Origin of the sequence: Parabacteroides faecalis (genome assembly GCF_022809355.1) — a bacterium.
Lineage (GTDB): Bacteria > Bacteroidota > Bacteroidia > Bacteroidales > Tannerellaceae > Parabacteroides > Parabacteroides faecalis.
On the sequence record NZ_JAKZMM010000057.1, the window covers coordinates 1 to 23,335 of the forward strand.

Below are 23,335 nucleotides of genomic sequence, written 5' to 3' on the forward strand. Positions count from 1 at the left end.
ATGAAATTTTCAAAAGTAAGTTTGTAAGCTTCTTTTTTGAGGAAAATCCAAATGACTTCAATTGGAGATGAAACAAAAGAGGCCATCTCAACTCTATTTTGAGACAGCCTCTTTTTTATTTGATCCAATCCCGTATGGCATCCAGCAATACCTCATTTTCTTCCGGCCGCTGGGTGGACAAACGGAAGTAACGTTCATCAAGACTCCTGAAATTAGATGCATCCCGAATCAAGATTTGCTTTTCCTGCAAAAGGTAGTCTTTCAGGGAAGAGGCTTTTTTCCCTTCCGGCAAACGATTCAGGAAAAAGGTTACAGCCGAAGGATAAGACTCAATACCTAAAGTCCGGATACATTCTTGCAACCGGCGGGTTTCGCCGAGCCATTGCTCCAGCGGCAACACAAACTGCTCCGGATGCTGAAGAATGTATTTTCCTACTTCAATAGCCAAAGCATTCACCGACCACGGAATCAGATACGTACTGATCCGTCGAATCATTTCTTCCGAAGCCGCCAGATATCCAATCCGCATACCAGGAATTTTATGGAGTTTGGAAATGGATTGTACAATCAGCAGGTTGGGATTCGCCTCAATATCTTTCAAGTCCAACAAATGCCCCGGATAAAAATCGGCATAAACCTGATCAATCACAAACGTTGTTTGTCGGTTCTGCCGGATCAAAGCCAATAAATCTTCCCTAGCTATCAATTTCCCATCCGGATTATTCGGATTACAAATCCAACAGAAATCCTGTTGACTCAGATCTAGCTCAGATAAATTTCGTTGATTGGAGAAAAATGTCAACGTATGCTTGTATAAGCGGCAAGCATCTTCATACTCAGCAAACGAAGGTACCAAAATCATCGAACGCGCCTGCGAATAAGCTTGAGCAATCAAGTAAAAGGCCGTGATAGAACCATTCGTTACCAACAGACACGACGGATTTATCTGATGAACCTCTGCCAACATTCGCCTCAAAGAACCAGCATCTGGTTCCGGATAACGGGTAATCCGATCCACAGAAGCCAACATATACTCCTTTAAGGGCTCTATCTCAGCACCATACCAAACATTCGAACTATAATTAACTAATCGTTCTGCACTCGAACGATAATAATCATCACCATGACCAAACAGCATAATTCTTCTTTTGTGATTATTTAACCGGCTGCAAAAGTACGAATCTTATAGCTCTTTCTTCTCGATTGCCTTATAAATTGTGTCTTGAATTCGAGTACGAATACTCAGAGAGGATAATTTGTTGTTGCTTCGGGTTGGATACACACGATTACTCAGAAAGATATAAATCAATTGCTGATCCGGATCAACCCAAAAGCATGTTCCGGTAAATCCGGTATGCCCATATACGGAAGGAGAAGCCAACGAGCCACAAGGAGAAGCTTTGCCGCCTGTTGCCGGTTTGTCAAACCCCAATCCTCGACGGCAAGTCGGACTCTTCGTTTGCGTAAACAAGCGAACCGTTTCTGCACTCAGCAGTTGTTCGCCACCATAACTGCCATCGTTTAAATAGAGTTGCAAGACTTTAGCCAGATCATTTGCATTCGAGAACAAACCAGCATTTCCTGAAACACCGCCTTGGAAAGCGGCAGCCTCGTCGTGTACATAACCACGAATCAGCTGATGCCTGACTATTTTATCATATTCTGTCGGAACAATTTCTACGGAATCCATCTTTTCCAACGGATTATATGTCGTATGCCAAGCGCCTAAGGGAGCCCAGAATGCCGATTCCAATACATCATCCATCGGACGAAGCAGTTGTTCTTCCGTCATCATTTTAAGCAGAATAAAATTGACACAACTGTATCGATACCGCTTAGGACCCAATTTGGAACGCTTGATCATCTGTGTAATTGTATCCTGAAAAGAAGGTTTCAGATAAATCCCGTCTGCTACTTTCCAAGTATATTCCGACGAAGACTTGGAGGAAACCAAATCCGGTTTGAATCGCCCCTTTTCCATCGCCTTTGTATAAAAGTTAATGGTTGGAACCAATCCAGATTGATGGAACAATAATTCGCGTATAGTAATGTTGCTCTTATTAGAATCTTTCAATTCGGGTATATACGCCGATATCTTATCCGTCAGCTTAAACTTCTTCTCATCATACGCCTTCATCACAGCCAATAAAGTTCCCGCCGCCTTGGAAGCCGAAGCCAAATCATAAACAGATTCCGTAGTAACAGGCTGCTCCTTACTATAAGTATAAGATCCAAAAGCCCGGTTATAAACAATCCAGCCATCTTTGGCAACCAGCAACTGACAACCCGGATAAGCCTTTGCCTGCAAGCCTTCTTCTGCAATAGAACTGATTTCGGCAAGCCGTTCAGCATTCAACCCGACAGCCTCAGGCTCATGATAGCCCAAACGTACCTTTTCAGTGAATATTCCTGTTCCGGCATAATATAGATCCGGAATAGAAACAGGCAACTTTCCTTTAGCTCCGATACCACCGAATATGACTTGTGCTGCATATTGCTGCGCCAAAGGTGTACCTTCGTATCCCATCACAACTGCTTTTGCCTTTTCTATGGACTGTTTATAAGACTTGCAGAAATAAGGAATGGTAAAGAACGCATAAACCAATTGTTTCCGTTCCGCCAGTTTCCGCAATGCCTGACTTTCCGGGATACGAACCGTATGTACAGCACAAATCACCAGATCATATTTATCCAGTTTCGCATAAATCTGCTGAATTTTGGAAGCACTACTACTGCGTGTGATGGTAAAGAAATCAGCCTTTACATACTTAGAAACAGTTTCCTCAAAGTCGGAAGTCACACCACTACCAATGGAAAGAACAGCAATCTTCTTTTGATCGAGTTTCTTCAACGGAACGAGATCGTCTTCGTTCTTCAGCAAAGTAATGGCTTCTGCATTCAATTGAGCGGCCAACCAAGCGGCATGTGCTGTATTTAATCGGTCAGAAAGTCCTTTCAACGGAATAGGCTGATACCGGTTCAGTCCGGCAACATATTTATATTGCAGAATCTTCTTACATTTGTCCTCCACCAGTTTCATCGGGATGATACCGCCTTCAATAGCTTCCTTGACAGCTTTATAATCAGAAATAGGAGCATAAGGAGCCAACAAAATATCATTTCCCGCCAACAAAGCTTTTACACAAGGATTCTCCGCCTTATCGTTTCCTGCTCCTTTCATCGCCAAGGCATCCGTAAAGCAGAGACCCTGGAAACCCAGTTCATCTTGCAACAAGCCTTTTACTACTTTTTCCGACAAAGAAGAAGGCAAATTCTTTCGCTTATCCAAGGCCGGAATATACAAGTGTGCTGTCATAACTCCAGCAAAACCTTTCTGAATATACTGCTTAAAAGGAAAAAGTTCTACTGAATCCAAACGAGCCCGACTATGGTAAATCACCGGAAGAGTTTCGTGCGAATCATCGGAGGTATCACCATGTCCTGGGAAATGCTTTGCCACAGCCATGATTCCTCCTTCCTCCAGTCCGCTGGCGTAGGCAATACCTTTATCAGCAACAGCTGCCGGATCTTCCCCAAAAGACCGAATCCCAATCACGGGATTATCGACGTTACTATTCACATCCAAGTCCGGAGCAAAATTAATATGAATACCCATTTCCTTACATTGCCGGGCAACTTCCTCGCCATACTTACGGATAAGCAAGTCGTTTTCAATGGCTCCCAACATCATATTCTTAGGAAAACGGGTTGTTCCACTCAAGCGCATAGACAAGCCCCACTCACCATCCAGCGAAACCAGCAAAGGAACTTTAGAGGCCTCCTGCATCCGGTTCGTCAGTTGTGCCTGCACTTCCGGACTTCCTTTATGGAATAAGACACCCCCAATATTTAGTTCATTCACATACCGTAACAGGCGCTGCATATTCTGGTTCGTAGTTTTTACATCAGCAATCACCATGAACAACTGCCCGATCCGCTCATCCATACTCAAAGTATTGAACACCGAATCCGTCCAAGCCATCATCTTCTGCTGATCAACCTGCGTCAGCAAGGTGGGTTTATCCGCGGCTAAACCTGTCATTACAGAAAGCCACCCGAATATCAGTAATACAATCCGTTTCATAAGTCGTTTGTCTTTCACTTTAAAAGTAACGAGAATTAAATGCAAATGTAACGAAAATCGATTGCAATCATAACGAGAACCGATTGTAAACTTCGATAGAATGAAAAAACTAAAGACAATTCCAAAAGAATCCATCCACCTATTTGGTTATCTCACAAAGATTTTGTTACTTTGCATCCGCTTTACGCAACGCTGGCAGGACAAGCAGCCTGCTAATTGCGTACATTATCAACAATTTTAAAATACAAGCAAAATGGATTTAATTAAAATTGCAGAAGAAGCGTTCGCTACCAACAAGGAGCATCCTTCTTTCAAGAGCGGTGACACCGTTACTATCGCTTATCGTATCAAAGAAGGTAACAAGGAACGTATCCAGCAGTACAGAGGCGTAGTTATTCGTATCTCTGGTCACGGCAACAAGAAACGTTTTACAGTACGTAAGATGTCTGATAACGTAGGTGTAGAAAGAATTTTCCCGATCGAATCTCCGTTCATCGAAAGCATCGTTGTAAACAAAGTAGGTCGTGTTCGTCGTGCTAAATTGTATTATCTGCGTGCACTGACTGGAAAGAAAGCAAGAATCAAAGAAAAGAGAGTTTAATCAATTCCACGATTCAAGATACAAAAAGCCATCCGATTCATTTCGGGTGGCTTTTTGTCGTTTAAGAGCTATAAAAAACTCGTGCTATAGACTGAACAAATAAAGAAGATATAAAAAAGAAGCGCAGGTATCAAGACTTTACTGTCTATGAAACCTGCGCTTTATTCAATCGTTCCTACTATAAGAAGTAGTAAACTTAATCTGATTATTCAGCTGCCTGCTGTTCTTCTGTTGCAGGAGCTTCAGCAGCCGGAGTTTCAGTTGCTACAGCTGATTTCTTACGAGAACGACGTGTCTTACCTGCCTTCTTAGCAGTAGCGTCTTTCTTCATATTTTCATTGTAGTCAACTAATTCAATGAAGCACATGGCAGCGTTATCACCCAGACGATTACCTGTCTTAATGATACGAGTATATCCACCCGGACGGTCACCAATCTTCTGAGAGATTTCCTTGAACAACTCAGTTACAGCATATTTGTCTTGCAAATTGCTAAAAACCACACGTCTAGAGTGAGTTGTATCCTCCTTTGACTTTGTGATCAGCGGTTCTACAAACTTACGAAGTGCTTTTGCTTTAGCTGTCGTAGTAAAGATTCTCTTATGTTTGATCAGAGAACAAGCCATATTCGAAAGCATCGCGTCACGGTGAGTGTTTGTACGACCTAAGTGATTTATTTTTCTATTATGTCTCATCGCTTATACTTACTCTTTATCTAATTTATATTTTGAGATATCCATACCGAAAGAAAGGTTCAAACTTTCCAGTAACTCATCCAATTCGGTGAGTGACTTCTTACCGAAGTTACGGAACTTCAACAGGTCATTCTTGTTGAACTTCACTAATTCACCCAATGTTTCAACATCAGCAGCCTTCAAACAGTTCAATGCACGAACTGAAAGATCCATATCTGACAATTTGCTCTTCAGCAACTGACGCATATGAAGAACTTCTTCATCAAATTCTTCATTACCATCACTATCAACTGATTCGATGGCAATCTTCTCATCAGAGAACAACATGAAATGATGAATCAAGATCTTGGCAGCTTCTTTCAAAGCTTCTTTTGGATGAATAGAACCATCTGTGGCTATTTCAAGAACCAACTTTTCGTAGTCCGTCTTTTGCTCAACACGGAAGTTTTCGATTGAATACTTCACATTGCGGATCGGAGTGTAGATAGAATCAATCGCAATTACATGGATGTCATCATCCGGCTTTCTGTTTTCATCTGCCGGTACATAACCGCGTCCTTTATTAATTGTAAGTTCAATCTGAAAACTTGCGTTCGGGTCCAAATGACAAATAGTCAAATCAGGATTCAAAACTTCGAATCCAGTTAACTGTTTACCTATATCTCCGGCTTTGAACACTTCCGTACCCGAAACATTAATACTTACTTTTTCATTCTCAATGTCATCTACAATATGCTTGAAACGCACTTGCTTCAGGTTAAGGATAATGTTAGTCACATCTTCAATAACGCCGGGGATGGTGTCAAATTCATGATCCACCCCGTCGATTTTGATAGACGTAATAGCAAACCCTTCCAATGAAGACAAGAGAATACGGCGCAAGGCATTACCAATAGTAATACCATAGCCAGGCTCCAACGGACGGAATTCAAACTTTCCGAAGAAGTCGTCCGCTTCCAACATTAATACTTTATCGGGTTTTTGAAATGCTAATATCGCCATGGAATCAATTATTATTTAGAATACAATTCTACGATCAACTGTTCTTTAATGTTTTCAGGGATATCAGCTCTTTCCGGCAAATGTAATAATTTACCACTCATTGAAGTCTGATCCCATTCCATCCAAGGATATTTGCTGTGATTGAAACCAGCCAAAGCATCAGCAATAACTTCCAAAGATTTAGATTTTTCACGAACACCGATGATCTGCCCCGGTTTAACTGAATAAGACGGGATGTTTACCACCTGTCCGTCAACCGTAATATGACGGTGAGAAACCAACTGACGAGCAGCAGCTCTTGTCGGAGCAATACCCAAACGGAATACTACATTGTCCAAACGAGCTTCAAGGAACTGCAACAATACTTCACCGGTAATACCTTTAGAACGAGAAGCCTTTTCGAAAAGGTTTCTAAATTGTTTTTCCAATACACCGTAAGTATATTTAGCCTTCTGCTTCTCACGAAGCTGAATACCGTACTCAGAAGTTTTTCTTTTTCTTGAGTTACCATGCTGTCCGGGAGGATAGTTTTTCTTAGAAAGAACTTTATCCGCACCGAAGATAGCCTCACCGAATTTACGGGCAATTCTTGTTTTAGGTCCAGTATATCTTGCCATTTTTCTATTATTTTTAATGTTCTAAAAGAACCTGGAACCGTGCAGCCGCGATTACAGAGAGGATAAGGTCTAAATGCAATCTATTCACAATTCCGGATTCCCTATTCAAGAAACTAAAGTTAATTATACTCTTCTCTTTTTAGGAGGACGACAACCATTGTGTGGCAGCGGAGTAACATCGATAATTTCAGTTACTTCAATACCTGCACCATGAATCGTTCTGATAGCAGATTCACGTCCGTTACCCGGTCCTTTTACATAAACCTTAACTTTACGTAAACCCAGATCATAAGCTACTTTAGCACAATCCTGAGCTGCCATCTGAGCAGCATACGGAGTATTCTTTTTAGAGCTTCTAAATCCCATCTTACCAGCAGATGACCAGCTAATTACCTGACCTTCACTATTGGCAAGAGATACGATAATGTTATTAAAAGAAGAATGAATGTGAGCTTGACCGTAAGCGTCAACTTTAACGTTTCTCTTCTTTGCTGCGACTGTTTTTTTTGCCATATCTCAACTCTTATTATTTAGTAGCTTTTTTCTTATTTGCAACAGTTTTCTTCTTACCCTTACGAGTACGAGAGTTATTCTTTGTCTTCTGACCTCTCAAAGGCAAACCTAAACGGTGACGAACACCTCTGTAGCAACCAATATCCATCAGACGCTTGATGTTCAACTGTACTTCAGAACGTAAATCACCTTCTACCTTATATTCTGCACCGATAATTTCACGTACTTTAGCAGCTTGATCATCTGTCCAATCTTGTACTTTAATATCGCGATCAATACCTGCTTTTGCCAAGATAGTGTTAGCTGCACTACGACCGATACCATAAATGTATGTCAAAGCAACTTCACCTCTTTTATTCTGTGGCAAATCTACACCAACTATTCTTATAGCCATATTATTACCTAATTATTTTGCAAAAATAATAAAATTATCCCTGACGTACTTTATACTTCGGGTTTTTCTTGTTAATTACATATAAACGACCCTTTCTTCTAACGATTTTGCATTCAGGGGTACGCTTCTTCAAAGATGCTCTTACTTTCATATCTAGTTTTTTTTATTTATATCTAAAAGCAATTCTACCTTTTGATAAATCATAAGGAGACATTTCAACTCTAACCTTATCACCTGGAAGTATCTTTATATAATGCATACGCATCTTTCCAGAAATGTGAGCGGTTATTTCATGTCCATTTTCCAATTCAACCCGAAACATTGCATTCGACAATGCTTCTACAATTACTCCATCTTGTTCAATTGCTGACTGTTTAGCCATATAATAAAATAAAGATTAAATTGCGTTACTACCTAAAACTTCTTCTATAAAATCAAATGAAGACAAAATCTGCGGACCATCAGGACGAATAGCAATACAATGTTCAAAATGGGCAGAACATTTTCGATCTTTTGTCCGAACTGTCCAACCGTCACGTTCAAATACAACATTTTTACTTCCCATATTAATCATGGGCTCAATACAAATGCACATACCTGATTTAAGTAACGGACCACATCCTCGACGTCCATAATTAGGTACTTCTGGTTCTTCATGCATCCTTTTACCAATACCATGACCAACCAATTCGCGAACTACTGAATAATTATGAGACTCACAATACGTCTGAACGGCATTACTAATATCGCCTATCCGCTTTCCTTCAACTGCAGCCTGAATTCCTAGATACAAAGACTCTTTAGTCGTTTTCAAAAGATCCTTAACTTTCGGATCAACCTCTCCAACACAAAATGTATAAGCTGAATCTCCGACATACCCATTCAATATTGTACCACAATCGACAGAGATAATATCTCCCTCATTCAAAATCTTTGAAGACGAAGGTATACCATGAACTACCTGTTCGTTTACTGAAGCACATATTGAATTCGGAAAACCTCCATACCCTAAAAAAGCAGGAACAGCTCCATGATCCCTAATAAATTCTTCCGCAATCTTATCAAGTTGAAGCGTTGAAACACCTGGTGCAACATGCTTACCTACTTCAGCTAGTGTTTTACCTACTAACTGGTTTGCTTCACGCATCAACTCAATTTCTTCATCTGTTTTTAAATAGATCATCGAAATTAATAAGCATTTACGCCTGAACGACCTTTAATTCTACCAGACTTTAACAAACCATCATAATGACGCATCAACAAATGACTTTCAACTTGCTGTAATGTATCCAAAACAACACCAACAAGAATCAACAAAGAAGTACCACCAAAGAATTGTGAAAAAGCCATACTCACACCGGCCAAACGTGCAAAAGCAGGCATAATAGCCACAATTGCCAAGAAAATTGCACCTGGTAATGTAATACGGTCCATGATTGAATCCAAATAATCTTTGGTTTGTTTACCTGGCTTAACCCCCGGAATGAAACCATTGTTTCTCTTCAAATCATCAGACATCTGAGTCGGATTAATTGTGATGGCTGTATAAAAATAGGTAAACAGAATGATCAAAACGGCAAATACAAAATTATACCAAAATCCTGTATTATCCATAAATGCAGCCCAGAAACCTGAACTTTCACCGGTATTAGAAAAACCAACAATAGAGATTGGAATAAACATAATAGCCTGAGCAAAAATGATAGGCATAACATTTGCAGCATTTACTTTTAAAGGTATATACTGACGAGCACCACCATACTGTTTATTTCCAATAATTCTCTTCGCATATTGTACGGGGACCTTTCTAGTTCCTTGAACCAAAAGAATCGCACCAGCAATTACGAACAACAAGAACAACATTTCAAACAAGAACATAACCAAACCACCAGTCTTTTCACTTGTTCTAGAAATAAATTCCTGAAACAAAGAATGAGGTAAGCGAGCTATGATTCCGACTAAGATGATAAATGAAATACCATTACCTACACCTTTATCTGTTATTCTCTCACCCAACCAAAGGATAAACATACTTCCTGCAGCCAAAATGATTGTAGAAGATATCGTAAACCAAATTCCAGGAGGTAAAGAAGCACCAACAGCTCGCAGCTGTACACTTAAGTTTACCAAATAAGTAGGGCCCTGGAATAACAAAATGGCCACAGTCAAATAACGTGTCCATTGGTTAATCTTACGATGTCCACTTTCTCCTTCTCTCTGTAATTTCTGAAAAGAAGGAACAGCAATTGCCATCAATTGCATAACGATAGAAGCAGAGATATATGGCATAATTCCTAATGCAAAAATAGAAGCATTAGAAAAGGCACCACCAGAAAACATATCCAATAATGCCAACAAACCACCTTGCGTCTGTTCTTGTAAAGCGGTTAACGCCTTAGGATCAATACCCGGAAGAACCACAAACGTTCCAAAGCGATAGATCACCACTAATAAAAGAGTGGTGAGGATCCGATTTCTCAGATCCTCAATCTTCCAGATATTCTTTATTGTTTCAACAGCTCTCATAAATTAGAGTTTAACGACAGTTCCACCTACAGCTTGAATAGCAGCTTCGGCAGATTTGGAAAATGCATGTGTAGAAACTTCCAATTTAGCTGTCAAACTACCATTACCAAGAATCTTAACCAACTGTGAAGAAGAAATAAAACCTGCATTTACTAACTCTTCAATTCCAATCTTACTCAAATTCTGAGCTTCAGCTAATTGCTGAAGAGTTGAAATATTAATAGCTTTATATTCTACACGGTTAATATTCTTGAAACCAAATTTAGGCAAACGTCTTTGAATTGGCATCTGACCACCTTCAAATCCAATCTTGTTCTTATAACCTGATCTTGACTTAGCTCCTTTATGACCTCTTGTTGAAGTACCACCCAAGCCAGAACCCGGACCACGTCCTATTCTTTTTCTGGTTTTAACAGAACCTGCTGCCGGCTTTAAATTTGATAAATTCATATCGCAATTATTTTTTCGATCAATTATTATTTTTCAACTGAAACCAAATGTTTAACTTTCTCAACCATACCCAAAATACAAGGGTTAGCTTCATGTTCTACTACTTGGTTTAGTTTTCTCAAACCCAGCGCATCCAAAGTTCTTTTTTGGTCTTTAGGGCAATTAATTCTACTCTTAATCTGCTTAACTTTAATTGTTGCCATATCTACTCCTCCCTAATTAACCTCTAAATACTTTTTCAACTGAAACTCCACGATTCTGAGCAACATCAAACGGACTTCTTAATTCACCTAGAGCAGCAATTGTAGCTTTAACTAAGTTATGAGGGTTAGAAGAACCTTTTGATTTAGCTAACACGTCAGTAATACCAACGCTTTCAAGAACAGCACGCATAGCACCACCAGCTTTCACTCCAGTACCATGAGATGCAGGCTTGATCAAAACCTGAGCACCACCAAATTTAGCAAATTGTTCGTGAGGGATAGTACCTTTATGAACAGGTACACGGATCAAATTCTTTTTAGCAGCTTCTACACCCTTAGCAATGGCTGTAGTTACTTCACCTGCTTTTCCTAAGCCCCAACCAACAATACCATCTTCATTTCCTACTACAACAATAGCAGCAAAACTGAAAGTACGTCCTCCTTTTGTTACCTTAGTTACGCGGTTGATAGCAACCAATCTATCCTTCAACTCTAAGTCGTTGGTTGATTTTACTCTGTTATTAACTCCTGCCATTTCCATTAAAATTTAAGGCCGCCGTTACGTGCAGCATCCGCTAATTCTTTAATTCTCCCGTGATACAGATAACCGTTACGATCAAAAACTACAGCCTGTACACCAGCTTCCTGAGCATTCTTTGCAATCAGTTCACCAACTTTAGCTGCAATTTCTTTTTTCGGAGCCTTTTCTTCCATCTTCAAAGATGAAGCAGAAGCTAAAGTCTTACCTGTAGTATCATCAATAACCTGTGCATAGATTTGCTTATTACTTCTAAACACAGTCAGGCGAGGACGTTCAGTTGTACCTGAAATCTTACCTCTTACACCTGCTTTTATCTTTAATCTTCTTTCTATCTTCGTTGTCATGATAATTTCAGTTTACGTAGATTACTTACCTGCTGATTTACCAGACTTTCTGCGAATTTCTTCACCCACAAATTTAATACCTTTACCTTTATATGGTTCTGGCATACGGAATGAACGAATCTTAGCACAAATCTGGCCCAATAATTGCTTATCAGCAGATTCAAGGATAATCAGAGGGTTCTTATTTCTCTCTGCCTTTGTCTCAACTTTTACTTCCTTGGGTAACAACATATAAATATTATGTGTATAACCCAATGAAAGATCTAACAGCTGACCTGTATTAGTTACACGATAACCAACACCAACAAGCTCTAACTCTTTTTTGTATCCTTCTGATACTCCAACTACCATATTATGAATCAAAGCACGATACAAACCATGTAAAGCACGATGGTTCTTATCATCAGTTGGGCGAGTCAAATGAACTACTCCATCTTCGATTGCAACTTGAATATCAGGATTTACAGCCTGTACAAGTTCACCTTTAGGACCCTTAACTGTTACAACGTTATCCTTGATAGTAACTGTAACACCAGCCGGTACATGAATTGGTAATTTTCCTATTCTTGACATTCTTCTTCCTCCTAATTAATAGACATAACATAAAACTTCACCACCGATTTTCAGCTCGCGAGCTTCTTTATCAGTCATAACACCCTTAGAAGTAGAAAGAACTGCAATACCCAATCCATTCAATACACGAGGCATATCTTTATAACCAGTGTACTTACGCAAACCAGGAGTAGAAACTCTTTCAAGTTTCTTGATTGCATTAACTTTGTTTACAAGGTCATACTTCAAAGCAATCTTAATTGTACCTTGAGGACCATCTTCTACAAACTTGAAATTAAGAATGTAGCCCTTGTCGAAAAGGATCTTAGTGATCTCTTTCTTTAAATTTGACGCCGGCACTTCAACAACTCTGTGCTTCGCTTTAATTGCATTACGCAATCTTGTCAAATAATCTGCAATAGGATCTGTCATATAATAATTAATTAAATTGATCCGGACACCCGGACAATATTTAAACTAAAAAAACTCTTACCAACTTGCTTTCTTTACACCCGGGATTAAACCTTGTGAAGCCATTTCACGCAACTGGATACGAGAAATACCGAACTGACGAATATATCCTTTCGGACGACCTGTAATTTTACAACGATTGTGCAAACGTACAGGAGAAGCATTCTTCGGTAAAAGCTGCAAAGCATCATAATTACCTTCAGCTTTCAGCTGAGCACGTTTAGCAGCATATTTAGCAACTAACTTAGCTCTTTTTACCTCGCGGGCTTTCATTGATTCCTTAGCCATAACTATTTAGTCTTTTTTTGCATTTTTAAAAGGCAAACCAAATTCTCTTAACAGAGCATAACCTTCTTCATCTGTTTTCGCAGAGGTTACAAAGGTAATATTCATTCCTAATATTTTGGTAATATTATCGATATTAATTTCAGGAAAAATGATCTGTTCCTGAATACCGAGTGTATAATTACCACGACCATCCAACTTACTTTCGATTCCCTTGAAGTCACGGATACGCGGAAGAGCGATACGAACTAATCTTTCCAAAAACTCGTACATCTGTTCACGACGTAAAGTTACCATCACACCAATAGGCATCTTTTTACGAAGTTTGAAATTTGATACGTCTTTCTTAGAAACTGTTGCAACAGCCTTCTGACCTGTAATAGCAGTCAACTCACTAATTGCAACATCAATAATTTTCTTATCTGCAGTAGCCATTCCAAGACCTTGATTAATCACGATCTTTTTTAATACAGGCACCTGCATTACAGACTTGTAACCAAATTCCTTTGTTAAAGCAGGAACAATTCTGTCCTGATATTCTTTTTTAAGACTGGCAGTATTGCTCATTACTTAATCTCCTCCCCTGATTTTTTTGAATAACGCACTAAAGCACCTTCTTCATTTGCTTTACGACCTATGCGAGTCGGTTTTCCAGTTTTAGGATCAACGACATTCAAGTTAGATACATGAATAGGAGCTTCCTTCTTTTCTATTCCTCCTTGAGGATTCTTTGCATTAGGCTTGGTATGCTTTGATACCATATTAATACCTTCGACAACTGCACGGTTTTCTTTTACTAACACCTTCAGGACACGACCTGTCTTACCTTTGTCTTCACCAGTATTAACAAAAACGATATCGCCTTTTTTGATATGTAATTTGCTCATTACTCTAAATTTTTCAACTATTAAAGTACCTCCGGTGCAAGTGAAACAATTTTCATGTTTGTTGCACGAAGCTCTCTGGCTACCGGACCAAAGATACGGCTACCACGAATATCTCCAGCGCCATTTAACAATACACAGGCATTGTCATCAAAGCGGATATAAGAACCGTCAGCACGACGAATTTCCTTCTTAGTACGTACGATTACAGCTTTTGATACAGCTCCCTTCTTGATATCACTAGATGGGATTACGCTCTTAATCGCTACTACAATCACATCTCCAACAGTTGCATAGCGCTTTCTTGTTCCACCTAACACGCGAATACATAAAGCTTCTTTTGCACCACTGTTATCAGCTACTACTAATCTTGACTCTTGTTGTATCATGTTATTTAGCCCTTTCGATTATTTGAACTAATCTCCATCTTTTAGTTTTGCTCAATGGACGAGTTTCCATAATTCTTACAGTATCGCCAATGTTGCATTCATTCTTTTCATCGTGAGCATGATATTTTTTCGTCTTATTAACGAACTTACCATAAATGGGATGTTTTTCCTTCCATTTAATAGCAACAGTGATGCTCTTGTCCATCTTGTTGCTTGTAACCACGCCCGTTCTTTCTTTTCTTAAATTTCTAGTTTCCATCAGGCTCAATTATTTGTTGTTAAGTTCTCTCTGGCGCAATTCAGTTTTCATGCGCGCAATCATCCTGCGTTGTTGTTTAATCTGAGCAGGATTTTCACTTGGAGTAATACTGTGGTTGATTACTTTCTGTTCGTAAGCAGCCACTTCTGCATTGATTCGCTCTGTCAACTCCGCAGTGCTTAATTCTCTAATTTCTGCAATCTTCATAACCAATTACGCATTTTGATTTTGCATATCATAATCACGTCTCACAACAAACTTTGTAGTAACAGGAAGTTTCTGAGCACCTAAGCGCAATGCTTCCTTAGCTACCTCAAAAGGAACACCTTCAACTTCAAAAATCATACGACCCGGAGTTACAGGAGCAACAAATCCTTCTGGATTACCTTTACCTTTACCCATACGTACGTCAGCAGGTTTTTTAGTGATCGGCTTATCTGGGAAGATACGAACCCAAACTTGACCTTGACGCTGCATATAACGAGTTACAGCAATACGAGCAGCTTCAATCTGTCGTCCGGTGATCCATTTTGTATCTAACGACTTTATACCAAAAGATCCGAAAGTCAACTGGTTACCACGCTGAGCATTACCTTTAGCGCTACCTTTTTGAGCTCTTCTGAACTTGGTTTTCTTTGGTTGTAACATTTCTTCTTAAATTCTAACGTTTAACGATTAGCTTTCTTTCTCTTGAAGTTCTTTTCTCTGCTGCCACCGGCATTTTCATTGCGGCGTCCAGATTCCTTAGATGCAGTAAATGAAGGAGCCAAATCTTTCTTTCCATAAACTTCACCACGGCAAATCCAAACTTTCACACCTAACAAACCAACTTTTGTCAGTGCTTCAGCCAAAGCATAATCAATATCAGCTCTGAATGTATGCAACGGAGTTCTTCCTTCTTTATACATTTCAGAACGCGCCATTTCAGCACCGTTCAAACGACCTGAAATTTGGATCTTGATACCTTCAGCGCCCATTCTCATAGTTGAAGCGATAGCCATTTTAATTGCTCTACGATATGCAATTTTACCTTCAAGCTGACGAGCAATATTATTAGCAACAATCACTGCATCAAGCTCAGGTCTTTTCACTTCAAAAATGTTAATTTGAACTTCTTTATCGGTGATCTTTTTCAACTCTTCCTTCAATTTGTCAACTTCCTGACCACCTTTACCGATAATAATACCCGGACGTGAAGTACAAACTGTAATAGTTATCAACTTCAACGTACGTTCAATCACAATACGAGATACACTAGCTTTTGCAAGACGGGCATTCAAATATTTACGGATCTTGCTATCTTCTAATAAAGTATCTCCGTAATTTTTGCCGCCATACCAATTGGAATCCCAACCACGGATGATTCCCAAACGATTACTAACCGGATTAACTTTTTGTCCCATCTACAAATTAATTTTGAGTATCTTTTTTACTAAGTGTATCAACAAACAACGTTACATGGTTCGAACGTTTACGAATTCTGTAACCTCTTCCTTGCGGAGCCGGACGCATTCTCTTCAAAGTCGTAGCGCAATCTACACTAATCAAAGAGATATACAATTCTCCAGCTTCTGCTTTACGTTCATTTTTCTGCTCCCAATTTGCAATAGCTGAACGAAGCAACTTTTCTACTCTTGCTGCAGCTTCTTTGTTTGAAAACTTCAAAACACCAAGTGCACGGAATACTTCCATTCCACGTACCATGTCAACAACTAATCGCATCTTACGAGGAGAAGTTGGCACATTGCGCAACTTTGCGAAATACATGGTCTTTTGGGCTTCTTTTCTTGCTTCAGCTGATATTCTTTTTCTAGCACCCATTTTACGATTCTTTTTTTCAGTTTTTAGATTCCTGCTTTACCGATTATTTTTTCTTGTTACCGGCATGGCCACGGAATGTACGTGTTGGTGAAAATTCACCTAACTTATGACCAACCATGTTTTCGGTTACAAAAACAGGAATAAATTTATTTCCATTATGAACTGCAATAGTATGGCCTACAAAATCAGGCGAAATCATTGAAGCTCTTGCCCACGTTTTAACGACACTCTTTTTGCCTGACTCATTCATAGCCAGAACTTTCTTTTCAAGTTTTACGTTAATATACGGGCCTTTTTTTAATGATCGACTCATAGTTTACTTAATTAATCAGATTATTTCTTTCTTCTTTCAATAATATATTTTGAAGAATGTTTCTTCGGAGCTCTTGTCTTCAAGCCCTTAGCATACAAGCCGTTTCTTGATCTTGGATGACCTCCAGAAGCACGTCCTTCACCACCACCCATTGGGTGATCAACTGGGTTCATTACAACACCACGGTTGTGAGGACGACGACCTAACCATCTAGAACGACCTGCTTTACCTGATTTTTCAAGACCATGGTCTGAGTTACCTACTGCACCGATTGTAGCTTTACAAGCGGCAAGAATCTTTCTTGTTTCACCAGAAGGCATCTTGATAATAGCATAAGCACCTTCCTTTGAAGTCAGCTGAGCAAAAGCACCTGCAGAACGAACTAATTTAGCTCCTTGTCCTGGGCGAAGCTCAATGTTGTGAATAATAGTACCAACAGGTATATTTGCCATTGGCAAAGTATTACCTACTTCAGGAGCTGCGTCAGATCCTGAAACCACTGTCTGGCCAACTTCCAAACCATTCGGAGCAATAATATAACTCTTAGCTCCGTCAGCGTAATACAACAATGCTATACGTGAAGTACGATTAGGATCATACTCGATAGCTTTAACTGTTGCAGGAATGCCATCTTTGTTTCTCTTGAAATCGATAATTCTGTACTTTTGTTTGTGACCACCACCGATATAACGCATTGTCATCTTACCAGTGTTGTTACGACCACCTGTACTTTTCTTACCTACTACAAGAGACTTCTCTGGTGTACTTGCAGTGATTTTATCAAATGCACCAATAACTTTGTGTCTCTGCCCCGGTGTTGTGGGCTTTAATTTACGTATTCCCATTTCTTTTTTTAGATATTACTAAAGAAATCAATTGTTTCTCCTTCTTTCAATGTTATGATTGCCTTCTTGAAAGCAGCTTGTTTACCGTTAATGATACCAGACTTTGTATAACGTGTTTTCTGCTTACCAGAGTAGTTGATGGTATTAACATCAACTACAGTTACATTATACAATTCTTCTACAGCTTTCTTAATTTCAAGCTTATTGGCATCAGGAGAAACACGAAAACCATAACGATTAGCGAACTTTTCCGTAATTGCTGTCTGCTTTTCTGTTACAATAGGCTTAATAATAATTCCCATCTTTTATACTCCTTATGCGTTAAAAAGTTTTTCAATTGCTGCAACAGAGCTTTCTGTCAAAACTAAATTTGCGGCATCAAGCACACTATAAGTATTGATATCAGAAACAGTTACAACTTTAGCTTTCTGTAAATTTCGAGCTGACAAATATACAAAATTATTTTTCTCCGGTAAAACCATAAGAAGCTTTTTATCAGCCACTTTAAGGTTTTTAGTAATTGTTACGAATTCTTTTGTCTTAGGAGCTTCCATATTGAAGTCTTCAACAACTACAATAGCACTATTTTTAGCCTTATAAGACAAAGCTGACTTACGAGCCAAACTCTTTACCTTCTTATTCAACTTAAATTCGTAATCACGAGGTCTTGGTCCAAATACACGACCACCACCAACTAAAACCGGAGAGTTGATATCACCACGACGTGCGCCACCACCACCTTTCTGACGGATCAGCTTACGTGTACTACCTGATACTTCACTTCTTTCCTTAGACTTATGAGTACCCTGACGTTTATTTGCCAAAAACTGTTTTACATCCAGGTAAATAGCATGATCGTTGGGCTCAATGCCATAAATTGCATCGTTCAAAGTTACCTTTCTTCCGGTATCTTCACCTTTAATATTAAATACGCTCAGTTCCATTACTTCTCAATTAAAACGATTGAACCTTTAGCACCTGGAACAGAACCTTTAACTAACAAAAGATTATGTTCAGGCAATACTTTGATAACCTGTAAGTTCTGAACAGTAACACGTTCATTTCCTAACTGGCCACCCATACGCATACCCTTAAATACTTTTGCAGGGTAAGAACAAGCACCGATAGAACCCGGCTTACGAGCACGATTGTGCTGACCATGTGTTGTCTGACCTACACCACCAAAACCGTGACGTTTAACAACACCCTGAAAACCTTTACCCTTTGAAGTTCCAATTACATCAACGAAACCTGCACCTTCCAAGTAATCAACAGTGATTACATCACCCAACTTGTATTCAGTTTCAAAATTCTTGAACTCGGCCAAGTATCTCTTGGGGGTTACACCGGCTTTCTTAAAGTGACCCATTTCAGGCTGTGTTGTATGTTTCTCTTTCTTATCTTCGAAACCCAACTGAACAGCTTCATAGCCATCATTTTCCAAAGTCTTGATCTGTGTAACTACACAAGGACCTACTTCGATAACAGTGCATGGAAGATTTTTTCCCTCGGCACTGAAAACGGATGTCATTCCGATTTTCTTTCCTAATAATCCTGGCATTTCACTAAAAATTTAAATACTTACACTTTAATTTCTACTTCAACTCCACTAGGCAATTCCAGTTTCATCAATGCGTCAACTGTCTTTGCTGTTGAACTGTAGATATCAATTAATCTCTTATAAGATGATAATTCGAACTGCTCACGTGACTTTTTATTTACGAATGTAGAGCGGTTCACAGTAAAGATACGTTTGTGAGTAGGCAGAGGAATCGGTCCACTAACCACTGCACCTGTAGCCTTTACAGTCTTTACGATTTTCTCAGCTGACTTGTCAACCAGAGAATAATCATAAGACTTCAATTTAATTCTGATCTTTTGGCTCATATTTATATTGTATAATTCAAAATATTATTTGATCAAATCAGCACGACCCTGTACTTCAGTCAATACCTGCTTAGCAATTGATGAAGAAACCTGAGCATAGTGAGAGAACTGCATTGTTGAAGTTGCACGACCTGAAGTAATCGTACGTAATGCTGTTACATATCCAAATGTTTCAGCCAATGGAACTTTTGCTTTAACAATACGTGCACCAGTACGACTAGTTTCCATACCTTCAACTTGACCACGACGCTTATTCAAGTCACCGATTACATCACCCATACTTTCTTCTGGAGTTACAACTTCCATCTGCATAATCGGTTCCATCAATACTGGACCTGCTTTTTCTGAAGCATTCTTAAATGCCTGAATAGCGGCAATTTCAAATGACAACTGGTCAGAGTCAACCGGGTGGAAAGAACCATCCATCAATGTAACTTTCAGCTTATCCAAAGGATAACCAGCCAATACACCATTCTTCATCGCCTTTTCAAAACCTTTCTGTACAGATGGAATAAATTCCTTAGGAACATTACCACCCTTTACTTCATCAATAAACTGAAGTGTACCTTCGAAGTTTTCATCAGCCGGTTCAAGACGAACAATAATATCAGCAAACTTACCACGACCACCAGACTGTTTCTTATAAACTTCACGCAATTCAACAGGCTTAGTAATTGCTTCTTTATAAGTAACCTGAGGCTTACCTTGATTACACTCAACTTTGAACTCACGACGCAAACGGTCAATAATGATATCCAAGTGCAACTCACCCATACCACTAATTACAGTCTGACCAGTTTCTTCGTTAGTCTGAACACGGAATGTCGGGTCTTCTTCAGCCAATTTAGCCAATCCCATACCCAACTTATCCAAGTCTTTCTGCGTTTTTGGTTCTACAGCGATACCGATAACTGGTTCAGGGAACTCCATAGATTCCAAAGTGATTGGATTATTTTCATCACACAAAGTATCACCTGTGCGAATATCCTTGAATCCTACACCTGCTCCAATATCACCACAACCGATAACTTCCATCGGATTTTGCTTATTTGAATGCATCTGGAACAAACGTGAAATACGTTCTTTCTTCCCTGAACGAGTATTCAATACATAAGAACCAGCTGTAACCTGTCCTGAGTAAACTCTGAAGAAGCACAAACGTCCTACATACGGGTCTGTTGCAATCTTAAATGCCAAAGCTGCTAACGGTTCCTCGAATAAAGGCTTACGAACAACAACAACGTCAGGATTACTTGGATCAGTACCTTCGATAGCAGGTGTATCTTCAGGAGAAGGCAAATAAGCACAAACTGCATCCAGCAATGTCTGAACACCTTTGTTCTTAAATGAAGAACCACAAGTCATCGGATTAATCTGCATTGACAATGTACCTTTACGAAGAGCTACTTTAATTTCATCTTCTGTAATTGTTGAAGGATCATCAAAATATTTCTCCATCAAAGCATCATCGCATTCAGCCAATGCTTCCAACATCTTGTCACGCCATTCTTCTGCTTCAGCTTGCATATCAGCTGGGATATCTTCTACTGAATACTCAGCACCCATTGATTCATCATGCCAATAAATAGCTTTCATCTGAATCAAATCAACGATACCCTTAAAGTTTTCTTCAGCACCAATAGGAATTTGGATAGCACACGGATGAGCTCCTAAAACTTCCTTCATCTGACGAATAACTTCATAATAGTTTGCACCTGAACGGTCCATCTTATTTACATAACCGATACGCGGCACATTATATTTATCAGCTTGACGCCAAACAGTCTCAGACTGAGGTTCAACACCACCCACAGCACAGAAAGTAGCAACAGCGCCATCCAATACACGAAGTGAACGTTCAACCTCTACTGTAAAGTCAACGTGCCCCGGAGTATCAATCAAATTGATCTTATAACGATTTCCGTTATAGTTCCAGAAAGTAGTTGTAGCAGCAGAAGTAATTGTAATACCACGTTCCTGCTCTTGGGCCATCCAGTCCATTGTAGCAGTACCATCATGAGTCTCACCAATCTTATGTGTCAAACCAGTATAATAAAGAATACGTTCAGAAGTCGTAGTCTTACCGGCATCGATGTGAGCCATGATTCCGATGTTTCTTGTAAACACCAATTGCTTATCGTTGTTTGCCATATTCTTTCTAAGCCTTAATAAAATTAAAATCTAAAGTGAGCGAATGCACGGTTAGCTTCTGCCATACGATGCATATCTTCTTTTCTCTTGAATGCACCACCCTGATTATTGAATGCATCAATAATTTCAGCAGACAACTTATCAGACATAGTTTTACCACCACGCTTACGAGCGAAGATGATCAGATTCTTCATAGAGATTGATTCTTTACGATCCGGGCGGATCTCAGTAGGTACCTGGAATGTAGCTCCACCAACACGACGTGATTTTACTTCCACCTGAGGGGTAATATTATCTAATGCAGCTTTCCAGATTTCAAGTGCAGACTTTTCTTCATTCGGCATTTTAGCCTTTACAGATTCCAATGCGGTATAGAAAATTTCAAATGCAGTATTCTTCTTACCGTCATACATCAAATGGTTAACGAATTTCGTTACCTTAACATCACCAAAAACAGGATCTGGCAATACCTGTCTTTTTTTGGGTTTTGCTTTTCTCATTTGTTCTAATAAATTTCGTTTCTTTCTTTGGTTGCCTTTAATTTGTCTTCAACGGTTCCGCCGAACCATTTACTCAACCTTTAGCCTATCCAAATACTCAAACCAGCTTTAATACTTAATTTAAATTCTCAGTTTGAAAGGGGATAATTACTTCTTACCTTTTGCAGCAGGTGCAGATCCTGGTTTCGGACGCTTAGCTCCGTATTTAGAACGACGCTGTGTACGACCATTCACTCCAGCAGTATCCAAAGTACCACGAACAATATGATAACGTACACCCGGAAGATCCTTAACACGACCACCACGTACTAACACGATTGAGTGTTCCTGCAAGTTGTGACCTTCACCTGGAATGTAAGAGTTTACTTCTTTACCATTTGTCAAACGTACTCTCGCTACTTTACGCATTGCTGAGTTAGGTTTCTTCGGTGTAGTAGTGTAAACACGAACACAAACACCACGTCTCTGAGGACATGAATCCAATGCTGGTGATTTACCTTTTTCCACCAAAGTTTCCCTTCCTTTTCTAACTAATTGCTGAATTGTAGGCATTTCTTTTCTTTTTAAAACTTTGAATGTATAATTTATATATTTATTTTCTTGTTCAATTAGAAGAGTTTTATTGCGTTACCCATTAACTTTCAACGCATTCCATAACATCTTCTACTAAAACGCTGCAAAGGTAGTATTTTATTCTCACTTACACATAATAAGGCAATAAGGTTTTGTTATTATTTAACATAGTTTTGCATAGAAAAACTTCACTAAAAGACTGAATTCATGACAATAGTACAGAGAAGTACTCAAAAAAACAACATAAAAACAGAAGGGAATCTACTCATATTCTGATAATTAGCAATAAAAAAAAGACTAACTTATATAGTTAGTCTTTTTCTTTTCTAAAACGGCGGCTACCTACTCTCCCACTGTTACGCAGTACCATCGGCGTGACGAGGCTTAACTTCTCTGTTCGGAATGGGAAGAGGTGGATCCCTCGTGCTATAACCAC

General features: G+C 39.3%; 36 protein-coding genes and 1 rRNA gene. 1 reads left to right on the top strand and 36 read right to left on the bottom strand.

Annotated elements, in window-relative coordinates:
* Window positions 1-115: 115 nt before the first annotated feature.
* Entirely contained in the window at window positions 116-1,138 is a 1,023-nt protein-coding gene (locus MUN53_RS16075; protein WP_243326461.1) for an aminotransferase class I/II-fold pyridoxal phosphate-dependent enzyme, read from the bottom strand.
* Window positions 1,139-1,183: 45 nt separating this feature from the next.
* Complete coding sequence (locus MUN53_RS16080; protein ID WP_243326462.1) at window positions 1,184-4,084, bottom strand: glycoside hydrolase family 3 N-terminal domain-containing protein; 2,901 nt, start codon at window positions 4,082-4,084, stop codon at window positions 1,184-1,186.
* Window positions 4,085-4,337: 253 nt separating this feature from the next.
* Here MUN53_RS16080 and rplS point away from each other — a divergent pair, with 253 nt between their 5' ends.
* Complete coding sequence (gene rplS / locus MUN53_RS16085; protein ID WP_022457116.1) at window positions 4,338-4,685, top strand: 50S ribosomal protein L19; 348 nt, start codon at window positions 4,338-4,340, stop codon at window positions 4,683-4,685.
* 205 nt (window positions 4,686-4,890) lie between these two features.
* Here rplS and rplQ read toward each other — a convergent pair whose 3' ends face one another.
* From rplQ to rrf, 34 genes are all read right to left on the bottom strand, one after another.
* Window positions 4,891-5,379, bottom strand: coding sequence for a 50S ribosomal protein L17 (gene rplQ, locus MUN53_RS16090; protein ID WP_243326463.1), 489 nt, complete (start codon window positions 5,377-5,379; stop codon window positions 4,891-4,893).
* Between the two features lie 9 nt (window positions 5,380-5,388).
* A complete protein-coding gene (locus MUN53_RS16095; RefSeq protein ID WP_243326464.1) occupies window positions 5,389-6,381 on the bottom strand; it encodes a DNA-directed RNA polymerase subunit alpha in 993 nt (330 codons plus the stop codon).
* An 11-nt stretch (window positions 6,382-6,392) separates the two neighbouring features.
* Window positions 6,393-6,998 carry a 30S ribosomal protein S4 gene (rpsD, locus tag MUN53_RS16100; protein WP_243326465.1) on the bottom strand — a complete coding sequence of 202 codons (606 nt, stop codon included), beginning with the start codon at window positions 6,996-6,998 and terminating at the stop codon, window positions 6,393-6,395.
* A gap of 123 nt (window positions 6,999-7,121) precedes the next feature.
* Window positions 7,122-7,511 carry a 30S ribosomal protein S11 gene (gene rpsK, locus MUN53_RS16105; RefSeq protein ID WP_022457112.1) on the bottom strand — a complete coding sequence of 130 codons (390 nt, stop codon included), beginning with the start codon at window positions 7,509-7,511 and terminating at the stop codon, window positions 7,122-7,124.
* A gap of 13 nt (window positions 7,512-7,524) precedes the next feature.
* Complete coding sequence (rpsM, locus tag MUN53_RS16110; RefSeq protein ID WP_022457111.1) at window positions 7,525-7,905, bottom strand: 30S ribosomal protein S13; 381 nt, start codon at window positions 7,903-7,905, stop codon at window positions 7,525-7,527.
* A gap of 34 nt (window positions 7,906-7,939) precedes the next feature.
* Window positions 7,940-8,056, bottom strand: a complete 117-nt coding sequence (gene ykgO / locus MUN53_RS16115; protein WP_022457110.1) for a type B 50S ribosomal protein L36 — start codon at window positions 8,054-8,056, stop codon at window positions 7,940-7,942.
* 12 nt (window positions 8,057-8,068) lie between these two features.
* Window positions 8,069-8,287, bottom strand: coding sequence for a translation initiation factor IF-1 (infA, locus tag MUN53_RS16120; protein WP_005634776.1), 219 nt, complete (start codon window positions 8,285-8,287; stop codon window positions 8,069-8,071).
* Between the two features lie 15 nt (window positions 8,288-8,302).
* Window positions 8,303-9,088 (bottom strand): type I methionyl aminopeptidase, encoded by a 786-nt coding sequence (gene map, locus MUN53_RS16125; protein ID WP_243326466.1) that lies wholly within the window; start codon window positions 9,086-9,088, stop codon window positions 8,303-8,305.
* A gap of 5 nt (window positions 9,089-9,093) precedes the next feature.
* Window positions 9,094-10,431, bottom strand: a complete 1,338-nt coding sequence (gene secY, locus MUN53_RS16130) for a preprotein translocase subunit SecY (protein ID WP_022457108.1) — start codon at window positions 10,429-10,431, stop codon at window positions 9,094-9,096.
* A 3-nt stretch (window positions 10,432-10,434) separates the two neighbouring features.
* Window positions 10,435-10,881: a 50S ribosomal protein L15 gene (gene rplO, locus MUN53_RS16135; RefSeq protein ID WP_243326467.1), complete on the bottom strand. Its 447-nt coding sequence runs from the start codon at window positions 10,879-10,881 to the stop codon at window positions 10,435-10,437.
* 26 nt (window positions 10,882-10,907) lie between these two features.
* Entirely contained in the window at window positions 10,908-11,084 is a 177-nt protein-coding gene (gene rpmD, locus MUN53_RS16140) for a 50S ribosomal protein L30 (protein WP_022457106.1), read from the bottom strand.
* 16 nt (window positions 11,085-11,100) lie between these two features.
* Window positions 11,101-11,619: a 30S ribosomal protein S5 gene (rpsE, locus tag MUN53_RS16145; protein ID WP_022457105.1), complete on the bottom strand. Its 519-nt coding sequence runs from the start codon at window positions 11,617-11,619 to the stop codon at window positions 11,101-11,103.
* Between the two features lie 5 nt (window positions 11,620-11,624).
* Window positions 11,625-11,969, bottom strand: coding sequence for a 50S ribosomal protein L18 (rplR, locus tag MUN53_RS16150; protein ID WP_022457104.1), 345 nt, complete (start codon window positions 11,967-11,969; stop codon window positions 11,625-11,627).
* A 21-nt stretch (window positions 11,970-11,990) separates the two neighbouring features.
* Entirely contained in the window at window positions 11,991-12,542 is a 552-nt protein-coding gene (rplF, locus tag MUN53_RS16155; RefSeq protein WP_022457103.1) for a 50S ribosomal protein L6, read from the bottom strand.
* A 15-nt stretch (window positions 12,543-12,557) separates the two neighbouring features.
* The gene (gene rpsH, locus MUN53_RS16160) at window positions 12,558-12,953 is read right to left on the bottom strand and encodes a 30S ribosomal protein S8 (RefSeq protein WP_022457102.1); all 396 of its coding nucleotides are present in this window, start codon (window positions 12,951-12,953) and stop codon (window positions 12,558-12,560) included.
* Between the two features lie 57 nt (window positions 12,954-13,010).
* The gene (gene rpsN, locus MUN53_RS16165) at window positions 13,011-13,280 is read right to left on the bottom strand and encodes a 30S ribosomal protein S14 (RefSeq protein WP_022457101.1); all 270 of its coding nucleotides are present in this window, start codon (window positions 13,278-13,280) and stop codon (window positions 13,011-13,013) included.
* 6 nt (window positions 13,281-13,286) lie between these two features.
* Complete coding sequence (rplE, locus tag MUN53_RS16170) at window positions 13,287-13,844, bottom strand: 50S ribosomal protein L5 (RefSeq protein ID WP_022457100.1); 558 nt, start codon at window positions 13,842-13,844, stop codon at window positions 13,287-13,289.
* Window positions 13,844-14,164, bottom strand: a complete 321-nt coding sequence (gene rplX, locus MUN53_RS16175) for a 50S ribosomal protein L24 (protein ID WP_022457099.1) — start codon at window positions 14,162-14,164, stop codon at window positions 13,844-13,846. Before rplX ends, rplE begins: the two co-directional genes overlap by 1 nt.
* Before the next feature lie 20 nt (window positions 14,165-14,184).
* Complete coding sequence (gene rplN, locus MUN53_RS16180) at window positions 14,185-14,550, bottom strand: 50S ribosomal protein L14 (RefSeq protein WP_022457098.1); 366 nt, start codon at window positions 14,548-14,550, stop codon at window positions 14,185-14,187.
* Window position 14,551: 1 nt separating this feature from the next.
* Window positions 14,552-14,809 (bottom strand): 30S ribosomal protein S17, encoded by a 258-nt coding sequence (rpsQ, locus tag MUN53_RS16185; protein ID WP_022457097.1) that lies wholly within the window; start codon window positions 14,807-14,809, stop codon window positions 14,552-14,554.
* Window positions 14,810-14,818: 9 nt separating this feature from the next.
* Window positions 14,819-15,016, bottom strand: a complete 198-nt coding sequence (gene rpmC, locus MUN53_RS16190) for a 50S ribosomal protein L29 (RefSeq protein ID WP_022457096.1) — start codon at window positions 15,014-15,016, stop codon at window positions 14,819-14,821.
* Window positions 15,017-15,022: 6 nt separating this feature from the next.
* Window positions 15,023-15,457 carry a 50S ribosomal protein L16 gene (gene rplP, locus MUN53_RS16195; protein WP_022457095.1) on the bottom strand — a complete coding sequence of 145 codons (435 nt, stop codon included), beginning with the start codon at window positions 15,455-15,457 and terminating at the stop codon, window positions 15,023-15,025.
* Window positions 15,458-15,477: 20 nt separating this feature from the next.
* Window positions 15,478-16,212, bottom strand: coding sequence for a 30S ribosomal protein S3 (gene rpsC, locus MUN53_RS16200; protein WP_022457094.1), 735 nt, complete (start codon window positions 16,210-16,212; stop codon window positions 15,478-15,480).
* A 7-nt stretch (window positions 16,213-16,219) separates the two neighbouring features.
* Window positions 16,220-16,630 (bottom strand): 50S ribosomal protein L22, encoded by a 411-nt coding sequence (rplV, locus tag MUN53_RS16205; RefSeq protein WP_022457093.1) that lies wholly within the window; start codon window positions 16,628-16,630, stop codon window positions 16,220-16,222.
* A gap of 43 nt (window positions 16,631-16,673) precedes the next feature.
* Window positions 16,674-16,943, bottom strand: coding sequence for a 30S ribosomal protein S19 (rpsS, locus tag MUN53_RS16210; RefSeq protein WP_022457092.1), 270 nt, complete (start codon window positions 16,941-16,943; stop codon window positions 16,674-16,676).
* 20 nt (window positions 16,944-16,963) lie between these two features.
* Window positions 16,964-17,788, bottom strand: coding sequence for a 50S ribosomal protein L2 (gene rplB, locus MUN53_RS16215; RefSeq protein ID WP_022457091.1), 825 nt, complete (start codon window positions 17,786-17,788; stop codon window positions 16,964-16,966).
* An 8-nt stretch (window positions 17,789-17,796) separates the two neighbouring features.
* On the bottom strand, window positions 17,797-18,090 hold the full coding sequence (gene rplW, locus MUN53_RS16220) for a 50S ribosomal protein L23 (protein WP_022457090.1): 294 nt from the start codon (window positions 18,088-18,090) through the stop codon (window positions 17,797-17,799).
* A gap of 12 nt (window positions 18,091-18,102) precedes the next feature.
* Window positions 18,103-18,732: a 50S ribosomal protein L4 gene (rplD, locus tag MUN53_RS16225; RefSeq protein ID WP_022457089.1), complete on the bottom strand. Its 630-nt coding sequence runs from the start codon at window positions 18,730-18,732 to the stop codon at window positions 18,103-18,105.
* The gene (rplC, locus tag MUN53_RS16230; RefSeq protein WP_022457088.1) at window positions 18,732-19,349 is read right to left on the bottom strand and encodes a 50S ribosomal protein L3; all 618 of its coding nucleotides are present in this window, start codon (window positions 19,347-19,349) and stop codon (window positions 18,732-18,734) included. Before rplC ends, rplD begins: the two co-directional genes overlap by 1 nt.
* Before the next feature lie 20 nt (window positions 19,350-19,369).
* A complete protein-coding gene (gene rpsJ, locus MUN53_RS16235) occupies window positions 19,370-19,675 on the bottom strand; it encodes a 30S ribosomal protein S10 (protein ID WP_005634728.1) in 306 nt (101 codons plus the stop codon).
* A 24-nt stretch (window positions 19,676-19,699) separates the two neighbouring features.
* Window positions 19,700-21,826 (bottom strand): elongation factor G, encoded by a 2,127-nt coding sequence (gene fusA / locus MUN53_RS16240; protein WP_243326468.1) that lies wholly within the window; start codon window positions 21,824-21,826, stop codon window positions 19,700-19,702.
* A 23-nt stretch (window positions 21,827-21,849) separates the two neighbouring features.
* A complete protein-coding gene (gene rpsG, locus MUN53_RS16245) occupies window positions 21,850-22,326 on the bottom strand; it encodes a 30S ribosomal protein S7 (RefSeq protein ID WP_243326469.1) in 477 nt (158 codons plus the stop codon).
* A gap of 147 nt (window positions 22,327-22,473) precedes the next feature.
* Window positions 22,474-22,878 carry a 30S ribosomal protein S12 gene (gene rpsL / locus MUN53_RS16250; RefSeq protein WP_243326470.1) on the bottom strand — a complete coding sequence of 135 codons (405 nt, stop codon included), beginning with the start codon at window positions 22,876-22,878 and terminating at the stop codon, window positions 22,474-22,476.
* Window positions 22,879-23,228: 350 nt separating this feature from the next.
* Window positions 23,229-23,335: ribosomal RNA gene (rrf, locus tag MUN53_RS16255) — 5S ribosomal RNA — on the bottom strand; the annotation flags it as partial.